The sequence below is a fragment of the Pedobacter mendelii genome (assembly GCF_014635725.1).
GTDB classification, from domain to species: Bacteria; Bacteroidota; Bacteroidia; order Sphingobacteriales; family Sphingobacteriaceae; genus Pedobacter; species Pedobacter mendelii.
Genome location: NZ_BMDJ01000007.1, coordinates 17638 through 38280, shown reverse-complemented (window position 1 = coordinate 38280; position 20643 = coordinate 17638). Strand labels below are relative to the sequence as shown.

Here is a 20643-nt window from a genome sequence, read left to right as displayed (position 1 = left end):
CAAAAAAGACACTCAAATAAATTCATGGTGACGTAAACTAAAAAAAAGCAGCTTATTAATAATGAGAAGGAAATTAATAATCGAACTCTTCAGGTTATTAAACTTTAAGCAATTCAAAGCACTGACTAGAAATTTCGTATTCTTCGTTTGTTGGAATAACTAAAATTTTAACCTGCGAATCAAGCTCATTTACCGCTAAAATTTCTCCTTTATATTTCAGATTTTTATCATCATCCATACTTATACCTAAATAATTTAAATTTTTACAAACGGCTTGCCGCATTGCAGAGTCGTTTTCCCCTACCCCTGCAGTAAAAATAATTGCATCTATTCCATTTAATACCGCTGCATAAGTGCCTATAAATTTTTTAATTCTGTAGGCATATAAATCTAAAGCTAGTTTAGCAGCATCATCATCTTCACCAAGCAATTTTCTAATATCACGCATGTCGCTTGAACCTCCAACACCTAATAAACCCGATTGCTTGTTAAGTAGAGTACTCAGTTGATCCAAAGTGTAACCAGCGTGTTCCATTAAATGAAAAACTACAGAAGGATCGATATCGCCAGATCTGGTTCCCATCATCAATCCGCTTAAAGGCCCGAAGCCCATACTGGTATCAATACATTTACCATTTTTAATTGCAGAAATGCTACATCCATTGCCTAAATGAATACTGATTATTTTCGATTCCTGCTTTTTTAAATAAGTTATAGCCTGCTCACTAACATATTTATGACTTGTGCCATGGAAACCATAAACTCTTATTCCATGTTCTTTGTAATACCATTCAGGGATTGCATATCGATATGCTTCCTCTGGCAATGATTGATGAAAAGCAGTATCGAAAACTGCAATTTGCTTAGCACCTGGAAAGGTTTCTTCGGCTACTTCAATACACTTATAATTTATCGGATTATGTAAAGGCGCTAATGAAAACAGTTTTTTTATCTGCTGTTTAACGTCATCGGTAATTATGGTAGCACCAGAAAAATTTTCTCCGCCATGAACTACCCTGTGCCCAACGGCTGCAACATCTTCAGGCGAAGTAATAACCGCAAATTCACCTTGTGTAAGAAGCTTTAAAATCTGTTTTAAACCTTCTCCATGATTGGAAATAAAAGAAGTTTGCTCTATGATATGCTTATCTTCTTTATTGTATACAGTGTGTTTTATAAAAGAGCCATCAATACCAATGCGTTCTGCCAAACCACTACAAACCGGGCTTTTTGATGGCATTTTAAATAGTTGATATTTAAGGGAACTGCTTCCAGAGTTTATAACTAAAATATTCATAAATTAATTTAAAATGTCCTGACACTGAATGGCTGTAATTACAACGGTATTAAATATATCATCCACTGTACAACCACGACTTAAATCATTAATTGGTTTGTTTAAACCTTGCAACATTGGTCCGATGGCTAATGCTCCGGTTTCACGTTGAACGGCTTTGTACGTATTATTGCCGGTATTTAAATCAGGGAAAATTAGCACGCTTGCTCGTCCTGCTACTTCTGAGCCTGGTAATTTTTGTTGCCCCACCAGCGGGTCTACCGCAGCATCATATTGTATTGGCCCTTCAATTTTCAATTCCGGATGCCTCATTTTAACAATGGCCGTTGCTTCACGAACACGCTCTACATCCTCTCCTTCTCCTGATGTACCTGATGAATACGAAAGCATTGCAATTCTTGGCTCGATGCCAAACTTAGCACTACTTTCTGCAGATGATATGGCAATTTCCGCCAGCTGTTGCGCTGTAGGATTTGGATTAACGGCACAATCGCCAAAAATGGCTACCCGCTCCGGTAGACACATAAAAAATATGGATGAAACTACAGAAACGCCTGGCTTTGTTTTAACAAACTGAAGTGCTGGCCTAATAGTATGTTGCGTGGTATGCACTGCACCTGAAACCATTCCGTCGGCATCTCCTTTGTACACCATCATGGTTCCGAAATATGAAACATCTGTCATCATATCTCTAGCCATTTCCATATTTACATTCTTTGCTTTACGCAAATCATATAAAGTTTCTACATAATTATCATAATGTGCCGAATGAGCAGGATTATGGATATGAATCAAATTTAAATCTAAATTTAAACCTAACCTTTTTATTGATGTTGAGATTTCAACCGGATCGCCTAAAAGCGTTATATCAACAATATCTTGAGCAATAAGCTTTTCTACTGCTTTCAAAATTCTTTCATCGTTCCCTTCTGGCAAAACAATATGCTTCTTTTTACTTTTGGCCCATTTAACCAACTGATATTGAAACATGTGTGGCGTAATGCCTTCATAATTAAAGGTTATAATTTTATCGTCTAATGCTTTAATATCAACATATCTTTCGAAGAGTTCTATCGCCAGTGCAATCTTCTTTTTATTATCAATGGTGATTTTAGAATGTATTGCACCAATAGCGGTTGTGGTTTCAAATGTGCCTTTTTGAACGGCAATAATTGGGATAATTGTTTGTAAACCTTCAATTAATTTAATCATGGGTTCATCAGGCAATGTTCCTGCGGTTAAAACGATTCCTGCTACTTTAGGATAGTTGGCCGATAAATTTGCCTGCAAAGAACCAATAATGATATCGCCTCTATCACCAGGCGTAACAATCAATAAATTATCTTTAATATGCCTTAAAAAATTAGGCAGCATCATTGCACCGGTAACAAAATTATCAACCTGATTATCCATTAAGTCTGCACCGAATAGAATTTCAGCACCTAAGGCTTCCGTAATCTCTTTCATTGTCGGGCTTTGTAAACCATTTTCTATCGGAATTACCGCTATCAACAGCTCTGCAGGCAATTGATTTGTTAAGGCTTGCTTAATACGTTCGGCCTCATCAGGATTAACCATATTTGCCACAACACCCAAAACCTGTACATCGCGAAGCAAAAAATTACGGTAAATATTTATTGCCGTTTTAAATAGTTGGCTTGCTGTTTTATTTTTTCCAGAAACAACAATCAAAACCGGTGCACCAAGATTTTTGGCCATCAAAGCATTCGATTCGAATTCAAAAGCAATTCCCTCACCTAAAAAATCGCTTCCTTCGATAACTGTAAAGTCATAATTATCTTCGAGTTTTTTGTATTTACTGATGATGGTGTTGATGATCTCTCCACTATTTTCAGATTGATGGAGCATGTCTTGCCTGGTAAACGCAAACGCATCCTCATATTTTATTGGCAGGGAAAAATAATCGAGCATTGCCTCTACATGAAGATCCTTTTTCGAGGCATCATCTTGTGCAATAATAGGCTTAAAATACCCAACTTTTTGAGTTTTTGCCAGTAGCATATTAATCATTCCAAAAGCAATTACTGATTTACCTGTGTAAGGTTCGGCTGATGCTATGAAGATATTTTTAGTCATAAAATGGGCATAATTTATTTAATAAATCAATCGCTTTAAATATAGTTGGAAAAATTTATAAGCCGTTTAAATAATGGTATAGAATTTTTACCCATAAAGCACAGCTCATAAAATATCAAAACGATTTAAGAATTCTATTGTTGCAACGGCCGAATTTCTATATTAGTTTTGTTGATGTTTAAATTTTTAAGATTTTCAATCTTCACCACACTCATATTTCTGGTATTTGTATCAAATGCACAAAATAAGCAAGGAATTTATGTTGATAGCAAAGGTGTAATCCGCTGGGAAAAAGATAATAAAGAAGCTGCTTTTTTTGGCGTAAATTATACTGCTCCGTTTGCTTATGGCAACAGGGCCATTAAAAGAATGGGGGTTGAGCCCGAACAAGCTATTAAAGATGATGTTTATCATTTATCCAGATTAGGTTTAGATGCCTTTCGTGTGCATGTTTGGGATACAGAGATTTCTGATGCTCAAGGTAATTTAATTGATAATGAACATTTGCGCCTTTTTGATTTTTTAGTCGCAGAGCTTAAGAAAAGAAAAATCAAGATATTAATTACGCCTATTGCTTTCTGGGGCAATGGCTATCCTGAAAAGGATGAAAACACAGGAAGTTTTTCTAGCAAATATGGAAAACAAAAAGCATTGGTAAATGAGGATGCTTTTAAGGCTCAGGAGAATTACCTTAAACAATTTTTCAAACATAAAAATCCATATACCGGCCTTACCTACCAGCAAGATGTAGATGTTTTGGCGACAGAAGTAAATAACGAGCCACAACATAGCGGACCAAAAGAGCGAACCACAGAATACGTTAACCGAATGGTTGCAGTTATAAAAAGCAGTGGTTGGACTAAGCCCATTTTTTATAACATCAGCGAATCTCCAAAATATGCAGATGCAGTTGTAAAAGCTAACGTTCAAGGCCATAGCTTTCAATGGTACCCCACTGGTTTGGTAGCCGGCCATACTTTACAAGGGAATTACCTACCGAATGTATCCAAATATGAAATTCCTTTTGATAGCATTCCCGAATTTAAAAACAGGGCAAAAGTGGTTTACGAATTTGATGCCGGAGATGTTATGGCACCAATTATGTATCCTGCAATGGCTAGAAGTTTTAGAGCAGCTGGTTTTCAATGGGCAACACAATTTGCTTACGACCCAATGGCTACTGCTTATGCCAATACAGAATATCAAACGCATTACCTAAATCTTGCTTATACACCATCTAAAGCCATCAGCCTGCTAATTGCTTCGAAGGTTTTTCACAATACTAAGCTTTTAGATGCTATCAACAATGGAAACACCTTCGGATTTTTTAACATTGATTATGAAAATTCGCTTAGTGAAATGAATACTGAGCAAGAATTTTATTATACAAACAACACACTGTCAAAACCTTTAAGCAGTAAGAAATTAATACATTTAGCTGGTGTTGGTAGCTCTAAAATTGTTGCTTATGAAGGAAAAGGCGCATATTTTTTAGATAAAATATCTGCAGGCGTTTGGCGACTTGAAGTGATGCCCGATGCCATTCAAATCAGAGATCCTTTTGCAAAAGCATCACCAGAGAAAGAAGTTACCAGAATAAATTGGGCCGATTTACCGATGGATATCAATCTACCAGATTTAGGTAGTAATTTCACCGTTAAAGGATTAAATCAAGAGAATAAATACAGCGCTAAAGCAAATAGCGGCAATTTTAATATCTCTCCAGGCACTTATCTATTGGTTAAGCAAAATCAAAAAACAAATCTTGTTGCTCATTATAAATTTGGAAATATTTTATTAGGAGAATATGTTGCACCAAAATCATCAGCTGAAGATGTATTTGTTAAGCATCAGGCTTATGAAACTGTATCACAAGGTGTTGCTTTTAAAGTAAATACCGAAATTGTTGGTTTACAGGCAAAAGATTCTGCCTTTGTGCAGTTAAGTAATTCTTATAATCGATGGAAAACCGTTCCATTAATTAAAACAAAGGAATATAATTATGTTGCTGAAATACCTGCAAATTTAGTAGAGGCAGGTTTAGTTAAATATCAGGTTATCGTTAAAAAAGCAAATGGCGATTATGTTACCTTTCCAGCCAACAAAAAAGGAAATCCCTATGCCTGGGATAGTTTAGAATCACCGTATTATCAAACTTATGTTGCGAAAAAAGGTTCGATTTTAGAAATCTTCAATCCTTATACTCATGGCAAAAAAATCGATGTTTATAACCCAAATTGGGAAAATAATCGCATAGATTATACATCAGATGAAAACCCAAAGGCTTTAAACATCAAGCTCAGTATGAATTCGCTAAATAATAACTCTATGGGTTTTCAGCACTTTTTTAGGGAAGAAATATCAGGCAGAGCTTCTGAGATGAATTCTTTTAAAACCTTAGTAATTAAAGTAAAATCAAATTTAGAAAACGCGAAGATGAAAATAGGTTTGATAGATACCGATGCAAACTTCTTTTCAACCGATATATTGATTGGTAAAGATTTTAAGTTGATAGAAATTCCTTTAAACAGTTTAAAAGCAGATGCACAACTTATACTGCCAAGACCATATCCAGGTTTTTTACCTTTGTATTATCAATCATTAAAGCAATCATCATTTCAACTTAACAAAGCGGAAAAACTTGAAGTTAGGGTAAGCAAAAACGAAACAGACAAACCAATTAGCATTGAGATAGCTTCAATTTATTTAATTAATTGATTAAATTTTAAAGGAGAACGATTAATTAATTCATAAAAAAACTGTATCAAAACTTCAAAAGTGAAGAATTGATACAGTTTAAATAAGTGTTTTCTTTTAACGTTAATTTGTTGCGGCAAATTCCTCTGCACTTAGGATGGTAGTGGTTAATGCAACATCAACATTGCCATTAACCGCGTTAGAATAAGGGCAAACCTGATGTGCTTTTTCAACTAGTGAATTTGCCGTTTCCTGATCAACATTTGGAATATTTACTGCTAAAGTAACTACTAAGGCGAAGCCACCTGCGTTGTTTGAGCCTATGCCAACGTGTGCTCTTACGGCAGTTGTTCCGGTTTCGGTTTTTGTATTTTTGATTACCAAATTAAGTGCACTATCAAAACAAGCCGAATAACCTGCTGCAAATAATTGCTCAGGGTTTGTATACGCACCACCAGCACCCCCCAATTCTTTCGGCATTCTAACCTCAAGGTTTAAAACGTTATCTGATGATGAAACATTTCCGTTTCTACCGCCTGTTGCAGTTGCTACTGCTGTGTACATTGTTTTTACTGACATGATAATATTTATTTATTTTTTAGTTTTATCTAATATGGTATTTATGTTTTTCCGTAATAATGTAATTTCATCAGTAGTTAAACCCAAACTACATTTGAAAGCTTCGGGTATAGAACTAGCTTTATCCTTCAATTGCAAGCCATTATTAGTTAAACTTACATTTACAATTCTTTCATCAGTTTTACTTCGCTCACGTAAAATCATTTTTTTTGCTTCCAGCTTCTTTAACAATGGCGTTAAAGTTCCAGAGTCAAGCAATAACTTTTCTCCAATTTCTTTAACTGATAATTGATTATGCTCCCACAAAACCATCATAACTAAGTATTGAGGATAAGTGAGTTCAACTTCATCCAAAATGGGCTTGTAATGAGCCGTTAATACTCTTGATAAAGCATATATTGGAAAGCAGGCCTGGTTTTCAAGTTTTAAATAATCCATTGAAATCTATTTAACATAACAAATATATATTTTATAAAATTAAATTGTACACAATTTAATTTATTTGACAATTCTGCTGCAGAGTTGAAAATTGGAGGTTTTTGAAGAAAATTGAAAACCCTAAAATTCTTACGATTTTTAAATTTTTTACTAATTGACTTGATCGTTCCGAAAAGGATGTTCAAATTCGCCATTGAATATCAAACCCTTGAACCATAATGACTATTGAAACAAAAAGACTAATAGCCTCTCCCCTTGCCAGAATTGTATTTTTCACTTTTTTGTTACTCTGCTTCGGTCGCATTGCATCTGCCCAGAGTGCAGCTGTTAAGGTCATTCCTGCTGAGCTCAGCGAGATATCCGGCTTATTTATCTCCAAAGACAACCTATTTTTCGTACATAATGATAGTGGTGACACCTCGCGGTTCTTTACCATCGATGCTAAAGGCAAATTAATATCTACATTATATTTTAAGGGTGACCCTTCAAAAAAGCATTTTGGAGTAACTGATTGCGAAGATATAGCTGGTGGCCCCGGGCCTGTAAAGAATAAAAGTTACATCTACCTCGGCGATATTGGAGACAACGGTGGTAATCGCCCTTATGTTACAGTATATCGTTTCGCTGAGCCTAGCAAGTTCTCAAGTAATATGCAGATCGAAAGTGAGGCAGTCCACCTCAAATATCCAAATGGTCAGCAAGATGCCGAGACTTTAATGGTTGATCCTATTTTGAAAGAACTGATTATCATTTCCAAACGACAAGATACCGTTGGAATATATTCAACTGCTCTTTTCTTCAAAAACAAAGATACCCTTACCATGAAAAAGCAGGGAAGCCTCTTCCTAGCAGGCAAAGGTTTGGCAAAGTATGTTGTTTCTGGCGACATATCTCGTGATGGACGACAGATTATATTAAAGACTTACACTAACGTTTATTATTGGCAGAGAAATGGTAAAGAATCAATTTCCCAAACCTTAAAGCGGATGCCAATAAAACTTCCATACATCCTAGAGCGACAAGGAGAGGCTATTGGTTTCAGCCCAGATGGAAAAACATATTACTGCATCAGCGAAGGAAAAAATGCAGTAATCTATCGTTATAATCTTCCCAACACGGCCTCAAAGCAGGTGTTGCCTTCGAGGGTTCGTCCATCTGGCAAGCTATAAATGAAGAAGGTTGTCCCAGTTGAAAGCCGGCGTGGAGTTAATAATAGAATTTCAAAGGCTTGGGCTAAAATGTTGAATGATTTAATCCTTGATTTTGAATGTAGAAAAATCAAATCTTAATGTGAGAACAACATGCTGATCTTAGACAATAATATACATTGAACTGTTAGGATGAACAAGGTTGTACGCATTTTAGGTACTTTAAAGGCAACCTTTTAGGCAAAAAAAAAATGGGCAAACCAAATAAAAGTTTGACTTGCCCACTATGGCAGCCATTACTGGACAGATTTCGAATTTTTTCTTGCCTGATTTGCAGGAATTGGCGAAGGTTGCTAATTATCTTAAACATTAAATAAGGCTTTTTTTTGTGAGGCACTTTCTTTCATTGTAGTAATTGGAAGTAAACTTACAGGTGAAAGAAAAATATACAGTAAGAGATGAATACTTTGATTATTTAAGACATTCTTGTTGAACAGAAAAATAAATAATTGATTACCTTCCTGAAGAACAAGCTCAATATTCCGGCTATCAATAGCATGTTTGAAAATATTCCTATCTTATTCAAAGTCGACTTCAATAATTGACAAGATATTCCCCGCTGGATCGGTAAACCATGCTATACTAGGCCCCCCATTTCCTCTACATATATCATTTTCATCTGTTTTTAAATCTTTTTCATCATAGCGATTAAACTTTGCACCATAAGCCTTTAATTGAGCAACAGTTTTCACTATGTCATCTACAGGAAAGTTTAAAACGGTATAGGTAGAAGGGATATGGTTAGTCTTTGGATAAATTAATACCGAAATGCCTTCTTTTATCTTGATGGTAAGTACTCCCCCCATATCATTATCCTGAATTACTTTTAGACCTAATATCTGGCTATAGAAGTGCTTAGCTTTTTCTGCATCGTCAACAGAATAACTAGCAAATGCTTTTGAATTTTCTAACATAGAATTTGTTTAATGGTTAGCTTTTCCATTTCTTTTATTAAAGCTAACACTTTATATTTTAAAAGCTGTATTCGTTTTGCTTGGTATATGCTGATAATTTTACAGCAAAAAGAATTAGAGGTTGGTGACCTTCCTTATTTGGGATGATTTAAATAAGAAAAATTTTTTGCCCAATGAAAAATCAGAGTTGATTGGATAGTCAATTGCATATTAGTCTCATTTACACAAATCCATCTTTCGCCACATTTTTCAGCCTTTCCGTCACATTTTTGCAAAAGATATATTCTTTGGATCTAATTTTATCTTCATAACCTTTATCAAAAGTGGAATGAGAAAATTTTTTATTGCCTTACTATTAGTGTGTATCTACGGAACATTATCGGCCCAGCAGATTAAGCTTGATAATAAAAATAAATTTACTATATATTCAAAATCTGAAAATTTAGAGCGCACAATCTATATTCAATTACCTAAAGATTATGGAAGAGTGAATAAACATTATCCCCTAATAATTTTATTTGATGCACAGAATCAAACCCTTTATAACTATACTTCCTCCACAATCGATAGGCTGACATGGACTAATGATATTCCTGAAGCAATTTTCATTGGTATAGTTCAGGACGACAGAAGTAAAGAACTGAATTTTGAAATAAATGAGACAACGTCTTTGCAATTTTTGGATTTTATCAAAAATGATCTGATTAATTATTTAAGTGAAAAATACCTATTGAATGGATTCTATACACTCATAGGTCATTCTTTAGGTGGGCAATTTGTCACCAATGCTATGTTAACCTATCCAGAAACATTCAAATCGGTAATTAGTATTAGCGGTGCATTGAATTATCCGAATAAAGATAACGTGGTTAAGTCAAAAATAATTGGCAAAATAAACTATTATATAGCCAATACGCCAGATAGTAAGTTTTCTCGACAAAAGTATTATTTTTCGACAGGAGACGATGGGTTTCAGGACAGTGGCTTTAAGTTAGGTGCATTAAAAGTAGATAGTATGCTTAAGGCGAACAAACCAAATTCCAAAAACTGGCGTTTCGACTTCTTTAAGGGATTAAACCATATGACTACTCCACTAACAAGTCTTCCATCAGGTTTAATATTCATATTCAACGACTGGCATTTTTCGGATAGTTTAGCGATGGATGTATTAATGTATCATAATAATGATCCATTGAAAGTTTTAAAGTCAAAAACAAAAGATATAATCAAATCTTTTGGTACTGATATCGCACTTCCGTATAATGCATATTACCAATTTACAGACTATTATTTAACCAATGGAAAAACTATTGAGGCTGAAGAGTTGACCAGACAGCTTCTTAATCTGTATCCTGATGATGATGGCGCTTACAGCTTAATGGCAGAAGTACTAACTAAGAAAGGGGATATAAAAAATGCAATTAAATATTTAGAAAAGGCCCAGTCTAAATCTTCAGTAGATAAATACACTGAAAAAATTAGAAAGCTAAAAAACCTATAAATTTTGGAGCAAAAAAAATTAAACAACCTTAATCCTTCTGGCTGAATGGCAGGTTGAATTTATCTTTATTTATTCGTTTTTTGAGACGGATTAATACAGGTAACTGGATAAACCAGTCATAGTTATTATACTTTTAGATCTAAATTTCTTATTTTAAGAAAATCAAGATCTCTTTTAGATTTGATATTCACACTGTGTAGTTTATCCGCCAATGAAAACCTTTACCTAATGCTATTTTTTCATAAAATTACTGCAAAATATTATTAGTTAACCAGTCGAAAAATATTCTAAGCACTCTATTAGAGATATTAAGTTATATAGTTGAATTTACGCTGCAGATTGTCCATTAATATAAATAAGTCTATCTCCCTGCCCATCAAGATTTAATATCATTAACTCCAAGTAAACTTCAAAATCTACAAACAACATCATTTTTGGAAATAAGTGTTTCAAAAACTCTTTGGGGTTTTCTTCATCTTGAAGATATATAAATGCTAATGAATCGGTTTTAAGGTTGTAATGATCGATAAAATTCGGCCATTCCAATTGCAATTTGTTAAGGAAGCTATTGACTTTCTGTTTTTCAATTATCTCTTTCATAGTTATTAATTACGAAATGAAAGTTTCAGCAGATTTAGTTTATAGCTTTATGGAGTTTGTTAACTAGAGCTACTACGACGCATGTTCAAATTTCAGATGATTAATATCTTTATTTATAAAGTTCAAGAGAGGCATAGATGCCTCTCTTGAATGATAGATTAATCACCGATTTTTTTCAAACCAATTTCTACCCTTCTGTTCTTTTGTCTGCCTTCTGGAGTCGCATTCGAAGCGATAGGAACTGTGCTGCCGAAAGGTGTTGTAATCACTCTGCTTTCTTTAACTCCTTTGCTAATTAAGTATTTTTTCACCGTTACAGCTCTTTTATCTGATAAAACCCAGTTGTATTTATAAGCCCCGATAGCATCAGCATGCCCTTTAAGAGAAACGGCATAATTATCATCAATTACTGCTTTTGCTAATTCATCGAGCTTCTTGTAATAAGCATCCCGAACAGCAGGCTTATCAAAATCATACTCTAAATTTTTTGTTAAATCTGCAAGAGCTATTGCACTTACACTTGTAGTTTTTGCTTTAATTTCTTTAGCACTTTTAGTGGCTTTAGTTGCGTTTACAGATAAGAATAAAATCACAACTGCTGACAAGGCAATAATTTGAGTCTTCATACATTTGATTTTTATAGTTAATATTGAAAATTAAATCAATAACAAGCTGACTGTCAAAATGTTCTAACGTAAACGTATAGGTTGTACTTATTTGTGATGAAGATAACACATCAAAAACTGAAAACGTACTTTCTACTCATAAATACCCATATTTGTATTATTTATTGCACGAAATTATTATCTAGGAGTTTAGGGTTTACGAAGCCATTTAAGTCTACAATCCCGCCCGAAACAAAATTATTATATAGCTGAAGACCGTTTGGTTTAGCGCCGAAAGCGGTAATTGCATTAACAGGGATGTTATTAGAATTTTTACTGAAATGCGCATTAATTCGGATTTTTTCTAAGCGTGTATTGTCAGTTCTTATTACCACGCCAAAATCCACGCCTTTTCCAGCTGCAGACGATGGTAAAAAGTTAATTGTGTCTGTATTCATTATCAATTGTTGATGTGCATTTCCAGGTTCAAATTTTGTGTAACTGAACAAAGCAAATCTATCTTGAGTATTTGGAACCGAAAAACTAAAATTATTGTTTTTAGAAGTAATGAGGAAATTCTTAGCGCCCGATTCTATGCTGATACTCTTACTTGCATTATTGATAAACGAATTTTTATTTATCGTGACTTTTGCTTCATAGTCTCCAAAAATGTGTAACCCGATAAATGCATCCGTAATTTTATTATTATCTACAATGGCCTGCGGTAGGTTAGCCTCAGGCGGTAAAAAGGTAAAGTTTAATATAATTCCGGTAGTATTACTTGCAGTATAAATTTGGTTACCGGTTACGTTCACTCCGTAATTACCTCTTACTTCAATGCCGTATATTTTACCATCGGTAATTATATTATTGGAAACTGTTGTATTTTTTCCAACAGCCGATAAAGCGATTCCATCCATCGCCTGTTTTGGATCTTTTCCTGTGCCGGAAATGGAGTTACCTCTAATAATCGTACCCTCTGTATTTCCCCAATCTTCTATACCCATTCTGCCGGCATTTAAAACCTTATTATTTAAAACTTTACATCCCGAAATAAAATCAGATATATGATTACCTGTTGATGTTAGCGCATTAGAGTAGGATTTATTTATAACATTACTTTCAACAGTTGTGGAATCGGCGCCATCTTCTGCATAGCGAATGCTTAAAGTATTTATTTCATTAGCTTTTATTATGTTGTTTTTGGATGCTATACCTGAAATCCAAACGGCTTCCATGCCAAGTGATTGATAACTTAAATGAAAATTGAAAATGCAATTCTGCACGGTAAAATTTCTTGTATTTAAAACAAAAATGCAAGAATTGGCCCACTCCTTAAATTTATAAAGATTTTCAGACTGGCTAAATGTAATGTTTCTAATCAGGGAATTGTCTGATTTTTCTACAAGGATATAACGACCATGTTCCAACAAGTCACCCTTCATTTCTTTGCCTGCTTTAATAACTGTGCCGTTTTCGCCGTAAATTTTTGTACTTGCCTTAAATCTAAGTGTTTGGTTAATAATATAAACACCAGCCTTTAGATAAATATTAGTTGAATCTAAGATAAGTTTCTGCAAACCTCCAGTGTCATCAGACATTCCATCGCCTTTAAGATTGTATAAGTAAAAAGGATGATTTATTAGTTCATCCTCATTAACTGGAGATTTTTTGTTAGGTATCGAAGAAGATTTCGTGCAAGAAAGCAAGATAATTAATGAACAGGCAATGACCGATAACTTCTTCATAACTTGTTTGATGAATTAGATAAAACTGATATTATTAATTTTAAAAAAAATATACAAATTATTTCCGTGTTGTATTAAAACTAAGACGTTAAAAAAAACGTATACAATATTAGGAAGTCGTGTTATATCATGAAAAGTAGTTTAATTTTTTAAATATAAAAAAAATATAACTATCTGATTATAAATTAATTAAAAAATATATTATGCATAAAATTTTTAAGGGTTTTGTTAACAGTTCGCAGCCATTTTTCATTTTTTTGTTTCTATGCTCAGTAATTATAAGTTCCTGCTCAAGTACCAAGAATACAGTTTATTTTAATAACCAGCAAGATGCAGTTTTAAAAGCAAGTAATTTATCTTCTAAAAATGTGATTCAACCTAACGATATTTTGAGCATTGCTGTAACAAGTTTAAACCCTGTTGCTACCGAAATATTTAATAAGCCTAATAACTCTTATGTTAGCACAAGTAGTGTTACAGGTGCCAATCTACAATCGCCAGGTTATTTGGTAAGTAACGAAGGAAATATACAGTTTCCTGTTTTGGGTACTATGAAAATTACCGGATTAACAACAAATGAACTTCGTGAGAAAATTACTACTGAACTGTTGAATAAAAAATTACTTGTTGATCCTATCGTTATTGTTAGACAGTTAAATTTTAAAGTTTCTGTTTTAGGCGAAGTAGGCCGACCATCTGTAGTCAATGTACCAAGTGAAAAAATATCATTACTAGAAGCGTTAGGCTTAGCTGGTGATATCACTATTTATGGTAAAAAGGATAATGTTATGATTATTAGAGAAGAGGATGGTGTGAAAAAAATCAAGAGAGTTAACTTAAACACTAGCGAAATATTTACTTCAGATTATTACTACCTCAAATCAAACGATATTGTTTACGTTGAAGCTAATAAGGCAAAAGTTGCCAGTTCAACAAGAAGTTCAACGCTTATTCCAATTTTATTAAGCGCACTTTCTTTTGGTGCGATAATTATTGATCGTATTGCGAAATAAATTATGAATATTACAAGAAAACTTTCGGAACCAAGAGCGCCCGGCGAATCAAAAGGCCACATTATTTTTAGGCTTTTGCCTTATTGGCCTTTATTTGTAGGATTATTTATTATCGCAATAATTGGAAGCTTAATTTATCTCAAAATTACTCCTCCAATTTATGAGGCCAATGCCAGAATTTTAATTAATGAGCGAAAAGTTGATGATGCTTTAAAATCTAGCGACCCGATGGCTTCGACACTTAATACAAAACAAACTGTAGATAATGAGCGAGAAGTTATAATATCAAACCCAATAGTTTACAAAGTTGTTGAAGATTTAGGGTTATACTCATCGGTTTTTAAAAAAGAAAGATTATCTGATGTTGTAATGTATAAAGCTGCACCTTTAAAAATTATTGTACAAAATCCAAATTCTTTAATTCCATTAAAGAATACAACTTTTACAATAGAAAAAGATAATGTGGTAATTGATGGAAAAAAATATCCGTTCGATAGATGGCTAAAAATGCCATACGCAATTTTAATGTTTAGGTTAAATCCGGCTTACAAAACCGTTGATGGCGACAAGTTTAGCTTTACGCTTACATCACCAAAAAAAGTTGTTGCCTCAATTGTTCAAAATATTAAGGTTACTGAAGCGAATAAACTTTCCACGATACTAAATGTTTCGCTTTTAGATCAGGATAAGTATAGGGCAGAAGATATTCTTAACGACATTTTGCATGTGTACAGCTCATCGGCTATTGAGGAACATAACTTATTGGCTGCAAATACCCAAGAATTTATAAATAAAAGGCTAATGTCTGTAGAGAAAGAACTTCTAGACATTGAAAGCAAACTTCAAAACTACAGGTCTAAAACCGGAGCCATTGATTTAGGCACACAGGGGAAATTATATTTGGAAAATGTAAGTGTTAATGATCAAAAAGTCGGAGAAATAAATATGCAACTATCTGTTCTTAATCAGGTAGAAAGTTATGTAAAATCAAGAGATTTGACTGGCGGTATCGTTCCATCAACAGCTGGAATTAATGATCCGGGCTTATCCCAAATGGTTAAAGATATATATGAATTACAGCTTACTGCAGAAAGTTTGCGTAAAACCACTGGAGAAAATAACCCAATGGTTGTTGCTTATACTGATCAGATAAACAAGATTAAACCACAAATTTTACAAAATCTGAAAAATCAACGAAATAGCCTCTCCGCAAGTAGAAACAATTTATCTGGTACCACAAATAATTATTCTTCTGTTCTGCAATCTATGCCAGAAACTGAACGGAATTTAGTAGACATTAATAGGCAGCAACAAATAAAAAGCGGAATATATACCTTTTTACTTCAAAAGAAAGAAGAAACAGCATTATCTTACATTACTAATGGATCTGATAGTAAAGTTATTAGCAAAGCTGAATCATCTGAGTTTCCGGTAAGTCCAAAGCGAAAAATGGTTTTATTAGCCTCTATCTTTGGTGCAGGAATTTTAGGTATTGCTTTCGTATCTGTTAAAGAAGGTATGCGAAGAAATGTGATGTTTCAAAGTGAAATTAAGTCGCTTACATCTTTGTCGGTCATCGCCGAAATTAGTGCAAACTCATCAAAAAATTATATTGTAATAGGTAGCCAGCAGAGAACCCTTATTGCAGAACAATTCCGAAGCTTGAGAACAACTTTGCATTTTTTGGGTATCGGGAAAAAAAATAAGAGAGTGATGGTTACATCGGCCATAGCGGGTGAGGGTAAAAGTTTTGTGGCATCAAATTTAGCAGTCACCCTGGCCATGACAGGTAAGAAAGTTGCTTTACTAGATTTCGATTTAAACCACCCGACTTTACATCATAAGTTTAATTTGAAACAAACCATTGGTATCTCCGAATATCTGGAAGGTAAAGCTACTGAAGCAGATATTATTCAGCCATCTTTAATAAATGAAAACTTATCAGTACTCTTAACCGGTAAATTACCTGCAGATCCAGCAGAATTAATTCTAAACGGAAAAGCTGAACAGTTACTAAATTATTTAGAAGTAGATTTTGATTTTATTATTGTAGATGTACCTCCTGTAGGTCCCGTTTCTGATGCTTATATATTAGCGCCAATTTGTGATGCAACCTTATTTGTGGTGAGACATGCATACACACCAAAGGTTTTTGTAGAAAGAATTGATGAAAATATAAGGCTCAACAATCTTCCAAACCCTGCAATAGTATTTAATGCTGTTGCACAACGTGGGTTTGGTAAAAACAACTACGGTTACGGCTACGGTTCAGGTATGGTTTATGGTGGAACTTATGACCAAAAATTAATTGAATAATAAAATTTTTAATGGATAGAAACATATTAAAATGGAATTTTATTTTTCAGTATGGATATGTGATAACTAATATCTTTAACGCCTTAATTCTATTACCCATTTATCTGCATAAAATTGATGCATCTACTTTAGGCGTTTGGTTGGCTACTGGAAATATTCTTGCATGGATGACTTTGGCAGATCCTGGAGTTGGAGACGTTTTACAGCAGAAAATTGCACAATTAAGAGGACAAAATCAACCTGAAGAAATAAATTTAACCATAGGGTCTGGTATAGTAACCTCTCTTTTTATTTTGTTACTGGCAATTGTTGCTGGCATTGCGTTTTTCTTTTTAATTGGTGCAATAATTAATAAAGATGTTTCGCAATACGAAGGTTTACAGGTTGCGCTTTTAATATCAATAATTGCAACTGGAATGTCTTTAGTTTCGTTTAGTTTATCAGGGATAAATCAAGGGCTTCAAAACTCAGCACAAGTGGCAATTGGTTCGCTATCAGGTAATTTCATTTTTTTGATATCAAATGTCGTTTTGCTTTACTTAGGCTACGGCGTAATATCAATTGCTTTTGCAAACCTTTGTCGTGCATTTTACATCAATATTTATAATTATTCGGCACTTAAGAAACAGCTAAAACGCGAGCACCTTAAAATAATATTCCAACTGGAGCATCTTAAAAAGTTTGTTAAAATATTTTCATTTACATCCTTTTCTCGGATTATTGGTGGGTTTTCGGCAAGCTTGGATATGATTGTATTGGCAAGATTTGTTGCTCCTTCAATGATTACAATTTTCGAAATTAATAAGCGACCTATTCAAATGACACAGTCTCTTATTGGTCGTCATTCTGTTGCTTTAATGCCCTTAATTTCTCACGCCAATGGAAAAGGAAACGTTGCAGAGATTAAAACATTAATTTACACCCAGTTTAAATACTACTCTTACGCCGCAATATTTATTGGCTTTTGCTTTATAACCAACTACGAAAATCTGATTACAATTTGGACTGGAGTTGGTAAATACGCTGGAAATTCTGTTGTGTTCTTATTGGTAGGAAGTTTCTTTTTTACGCTTATAGGTTACTTTATGTCTAATATGGGCTATGCCTTAGGTGATATTAAGATGAATAGTTTCATAACCATTATTAAAGGAATCGTCTCAGGCCTATTATATTATATCGCTAGTAAGCATTTTGGCTTAATTGGTTTACTGGTAGTAATGCTTTTTGTTAGCATAACTGTAGACTTTTTATTATTCAGTTATCGCCTGAATAAACTTGGCTTTTTAAATTCAAAATTTATTGGTGATATATTAAAGAAATGGCTTTTAATCATTCCGCTTTCAGCACTTTTCAGTTTGGGAATAACCTATGGTTTTAATTTAATTATTCCGGGAGGTATGAGAATTGTTAGCCTTCTTTTAAATGGGATAAGTTTTACAGTAGTTTTTATAATCCTGCTATTAATATTCGATAAAGATTTAAAATACACAATACAGAATAAGTTTTCGAGTATTTTTTCGAAACGATTCGATAAACAAGAACTTTCAAATAATCCTTAATAAAATATGCCAAAATTCGTTATCATGTTGCGTGTTAAAGATGGTGTTTTCTTCGCTGAAGAATGGTTAAACTGTTTTGAAAAGCTGGCAGATGAAATTGTTGTGCTAGATAATGGCTCAACTGATGGGACGCTTGAAATTTTAAAAAAGCACCCTAAAGTTGTTGATATAATACAAACAGAGGGCTATAATGAAGGGCGAGATAAAAATCTTTTATATCAGCATGTTCGCTTAAGAAACCCAGATTGGTGTTTGTGGATTGATATTGATGAAATTTTTGAGCCGCAATTAACCAGAGCACATTTTGATGAATTAATGAAAAACAGGTTTGTCAATAAATTTGCATTCCGTCGTTTTCATTTTATGGATAGAACACATTTTGCAGGTTCATGGTACCGCTTAAATTATTCTGCCGGCCATGATAGATTAATGTGGAGAGAAAATAAATCTGGATATTTTCAAGATTTAATTATTGATTCGCCCAATGTGAAAGGTATAAAAGGGTTAAAAAGTAACACGAACTTTAGAATCAAACATCTTGGGTACATCAATAAAGAACTTGTAGATAAGAAGGCTGAAATTTACAGGGCAATTATTCCAGAAAAGGAAGATATTTTTCAAAGTATGTACTTAAAAGGCGAGCGCCCAATCAAATGGGAAGATAATCGGAAATGTGTAAAAACAATTATGTTGAATCAATTATTAAATGCACTTCAACTTACCCATATTTTCCCTAAAGTGATAAGAAGAGCAAGAAGTATATTTCAATGAACTATGTAATTAGAATATCGAAGTATGAATTTGAGGTAAAAGAAATTTTATTACTTTTTTTTACCTTTTTCCTTATGGAAAATATATTCTCATGGTTGATTATGCCAATCTCGAACATTGTACTGATGTATGAGAAAATTTTAAGTCTTGTTATTTTTGGATTCGTGCTTTATAAATTTAATAAATTAAAGTTTAGTGAAAAGATTTACATTGGTTTATTGAGCATTATAATTGTAAAGATGATTTTCGAATCTATGTTAGATTATGGAACAATCTTTCAGCAACTTACTTTATTTACCATACTTTTCCCTATCGCCTTCACAATTTTCATCAAATACATCTGTCGCACCTATAATTTCGATATTTTAGAATTGATTGCTCAATTTTATATTGTGCTATATATCGTTTTCATGCTCATCTATGGGAGAACATTTTCATTTAGTTTAGAGCAAGTAGAAATGGTCGATTATGGTCCATTTTCTGGTGATAGCAGAATTATACACGCCCGTTCTATATTTATGATGATTGTTCCCCTATTGTGGTATTTCAATCAATTTTTAAAACACGGTAAAATCACAAATCTTTTACTTTTCTTATTTTGCATAACGGTTATTGTAATTCATCAACATAGGTCTGTTTGGGCAAGTGGTATTTTTTCCATGTGTGTTTATTTCTTTATGAGTTTAAGAAATAACCTCACTCCAATATCAAGGGTTGTAAAAACTTTTTTAAGTGGATTAATACTTATTGCCTTAGTTGCATTTGTGGTTTCTCAGGCATTTCCTGGAACTTTAGAATTTTTCTCTGACAGATTTAGTGAAATTTTAGATCCTGCCAAGGAAGATGGAACAGGCAAATTTCGTGCAGACCAGCGTCAGGTTTATTTTCCGATGGTTTTAGAACGGCCATTTTTCGGTTGGACATTTGAAGGCTTTGAAATGAAGAACCCACTGGTAGATTGGTGGCCCGAAAAAACCGGGCAACACTTTCACGAGGGTTTTATGGAAATGCTTTTCTATCATGGTTTTTTTGGTTTGATATTAAAATATTTTTATCTGGTTTATCTAGCTTATAAATCTTTTAGTAAAAATTTAGATCAAAAATCTATTATTCTTATCGCTTTCTCACTTGCTGGGCTAATATTTTCATTCAGCTATGTACTCCCACTAATTTTTTGGGGCATGGTTGGCCTATGCTTTTATTATCTCGAAGCAAGACCAGAAAATGAAGAATTTGAAAAACCAGAACATATAATTATAACCCAAACAACATCTGCAGAGCAGATAAAGCTAAACTAACT

The 20643-nt window shown here is 33.6% G+C and carries 16 protein-coding genes; 8 read left to right on the top strand and 8 right to left on the bottom strand.

From position 1 onward, the window contains the following. Nucleotides 1–97: 97 nt before the first annotated feature. Together IEV50_RS12840 and pta are read right to left on the bottom strand one after the other, a co-directional pair. The gene (locus IEV50_RS12840; protein WP_188414951.1) at nucleotides 98–1297 is read right to left on the bottom strand and encodes an acetate/propionate family kinase; all 1200 of its coding nucleotides are present in this window, start codon (nucleotides 1295–1297) and stop codon (nucleotides 98–100) included. Between the two features lie 3 nt (nucleotides 1298–1300). Further along, on the bottom strand, nucleotides 1301–3394 hold the full coding sequence (pta, locus tag IEV50_RS12835; RefSeq protein ID WP_188414949.1) for a phosphate acetyltransferase: 2094 nt from the start codon (nucleotides 3392–3394) through the stop codon (nucleotides 1301–1303). A 174-nt stretch (nucleotides 3395–3568) separates the two neighbouring features. Between pta and IEV50_RS12830 the strand changes: the two genes are divergently transcribed. Further along, nucleotides 3569–6112, top strand: coding sequence for a membrane or secreted protein (locus IEV50_RS12830; RefSeq protein WP_188414946.1), 2544 nt, complete (start codon nucleotides 3569–3571; stop codon nucleotides 6110–6112). 102 nt (nucleotides 6113–6214) lie between these two features. Here IEV50_RS12830 and IEV50_RS12825 read toward each other — a convergent pair whose 3' ends face one another. Beyond that, nucleotides 6215–6670: an organic hydroperoxide resistance protein gene (locus tag IEV50_RS12825; RefSeq protein WP_188414944.1), complete on the bottom strand. Its 456-nt coding sequence runs from the start codon at nucleotides 6668–6670 to the stop codon at nucleotides 6215–6217. A gap of 12 nt (nucleotides 6671–6682) precedes the next feature. Further along, on the bottom strand, nucleotides 6683–7108 hold the full coding sequence (locus IEV50_RS12820) for a MarR family winged helix-turn-helix transcriptional regulator (protein ID WP_188414942.1): 426 nt from the start codon (nucleotides 7106–7108) through the stop codon (nucleotides 6683–6685). A gap of 218 nt (nucleotides 7109–7326) precedes the next feature. Here IEV50_RS12820 and IEV50_RS12815 point away from each other — a divergent pair, with 218 nt between their 5' ends. Then, nucleotides 7327–8277 carry a hypothetical protein gene (locus IEV50_RS12815; RefSeq protein WP_188414940.1) on the top strand — a complete coding sequence of 317 codons (951 nt, stop codon included), beginning with the start codon at nucleotides 7327–7329 and terminating at the stop codon, nucleotides 8275–8277. A gap of 557 nt (nucleotides 8278–8834) precedes the next feature. Here the strand turns inward: IEV50_RS12815 and IEV50_RS12810 are convergent. Next, on the bottom strand, nucleotides 8835–9230 hold the full coding sequence (locus IEV50_RS12810; protein ID WP_188414938.1) for a VOC family protein: 396 nt from the start codon (nucleotides 9228–9230) through the stop codon (nucleotides 8835–8837). Nucleotides 9231–9558: 328 nt separating this feature from the next. On the opposite strand from IEV50_RS12810, the gene IEV50_RS12805 reads away from it, so the two are divergent. Beyond that, nucleotides 9559–10731: an alpha/beta fold hydrolase gene (locus IEV50_RS12805; RefSeq protein WP_188414936.1), complete on the top strand. Its 1173-nt coding sequence runs from the start codon at nucleotides 9559–9561 to the stop codon at nucleotides 10729–10731. Between the two features lie 327 nt (nucleotides 10732–11058). Here the strand turns inward: IEV50_RS12805 and IEV50_RS12800 are convergent, their stop codons facing one another. From IEV50_RS12800 to IEV50_RS12790, 3 genes are all read right to left on the bottom strand, one after another. Next, nucleotides 11059–11331 carry a hypothetical protein gene (locus tag IEV50_RS12800; protein ID WP_188414934.1) on the bottom strand — a complete coding sequence of 91 codons (273 nt, stop codon included), beginning with the start codon at nucleotides 11329–11331 and terminating at the stop codon, nucleotides 11059–11061. Between the two features lie 158 nt (nucleotides 11332–11489). Then, nucleotides 11490–11957: an OmpA family protein gene (locus IEV50_RS12795; protein WP_188414932.1), complete on the bottom strand. Its 468-nt coding sequence runs from the start codon at nucleotides 11955–11957 to the stop codon at nucleotides 11490–11492. 161 nt (nucleotides 11958–12118) lie between these two features. Then, the gene (locus tag IEV50_RS12790; RefSeq protein ID WP_188414930.1) at nucleotides 12119–13684 is read right to left on the bottom strand and encodes a right-handed parallel beta-helix repeat-containing protein; all 1566 of its coding nucleotides are present in this window, start codon (nucleotides 13682–13684) and stop codon (nucleotides 12119–12121) included. Nucleotides 13685–13887: 203 nt separating this feature from the next. On the opposite strand from IEV50_RS12790, the gene IEV50_RS12785 reads away from it, so the two are divergent. The 5 genes from IEV50_RS12785 to IEV50_RS12765 all read left to right on the top strand — a co-directional run bounded on the left by IEV50_RS12785 (nucleotide 13888) and on the right by IEV50_RS12765 (nucleotide 20641). After that, nucleotides 13888–14697 (top strand): polysaccharide biosynthesis/export family protein, encoded by an 810-nt coding sequence (locus tag IEV50_RS12785; protein ID WP_188414928.1) that lies wholly within the window; start codon nucleotides 13888–13890, stop codon nucleotides 14695–14697. A 3-nt stretch (nucleotides 14698–14700) separates the two neighbouring features. After that, a complete protein-coding gene (locus IEV50_RS12780; RefSeq protein WP_188414926.1) occupies nucleotides 14701–17013 on the top strand; it encodes a GumC family protein in 2313 nt (770 codons plus the stop codon). Nucleotides 17014–17024: 11 nt separating this feature from the next. After that, nucleotides 17025–18572 carry a lipopolysaccharide biosynthesis protein gene (locus IEV50_RS12775; protein ID WP_188414924.1) on the top strand — a complete coding sequence of 516 codons (1548 nt, stop codon included), beginning with the start codon at nucleotides 17025–17027 and terminating at the stop codon, nucleotides 18570–18572. A 6-nt stretch (nucleotides 18573–18578) separates the two neighbouring features. Further along, nucleotides 18579–19343, top strand: coding sequence for a glycosyltransferase (locus IEV50_RS12770; RefSeq protein ID WP_188414922.1), 765 nt, complete (start codon nucleotides 18579–18581; stop codon nucleotides 19341–19343). Between the two features lie 74 nt (nucleotides 19344–19417). After that, on the top strand, nucleotides 19418–20641 hold the full coding sequence (locus tag IEV50_RS12765; RefSeq protein WP_188414920.1) for an O-antigen ligase family protein: 1224 nt from the start codon (nucleotides 19418–19420) through the stop codon (nucleotides 20639–20641). The last annotated feature ends 2 nt before the right edge of the window (nucleotides 20642–20643 follow it).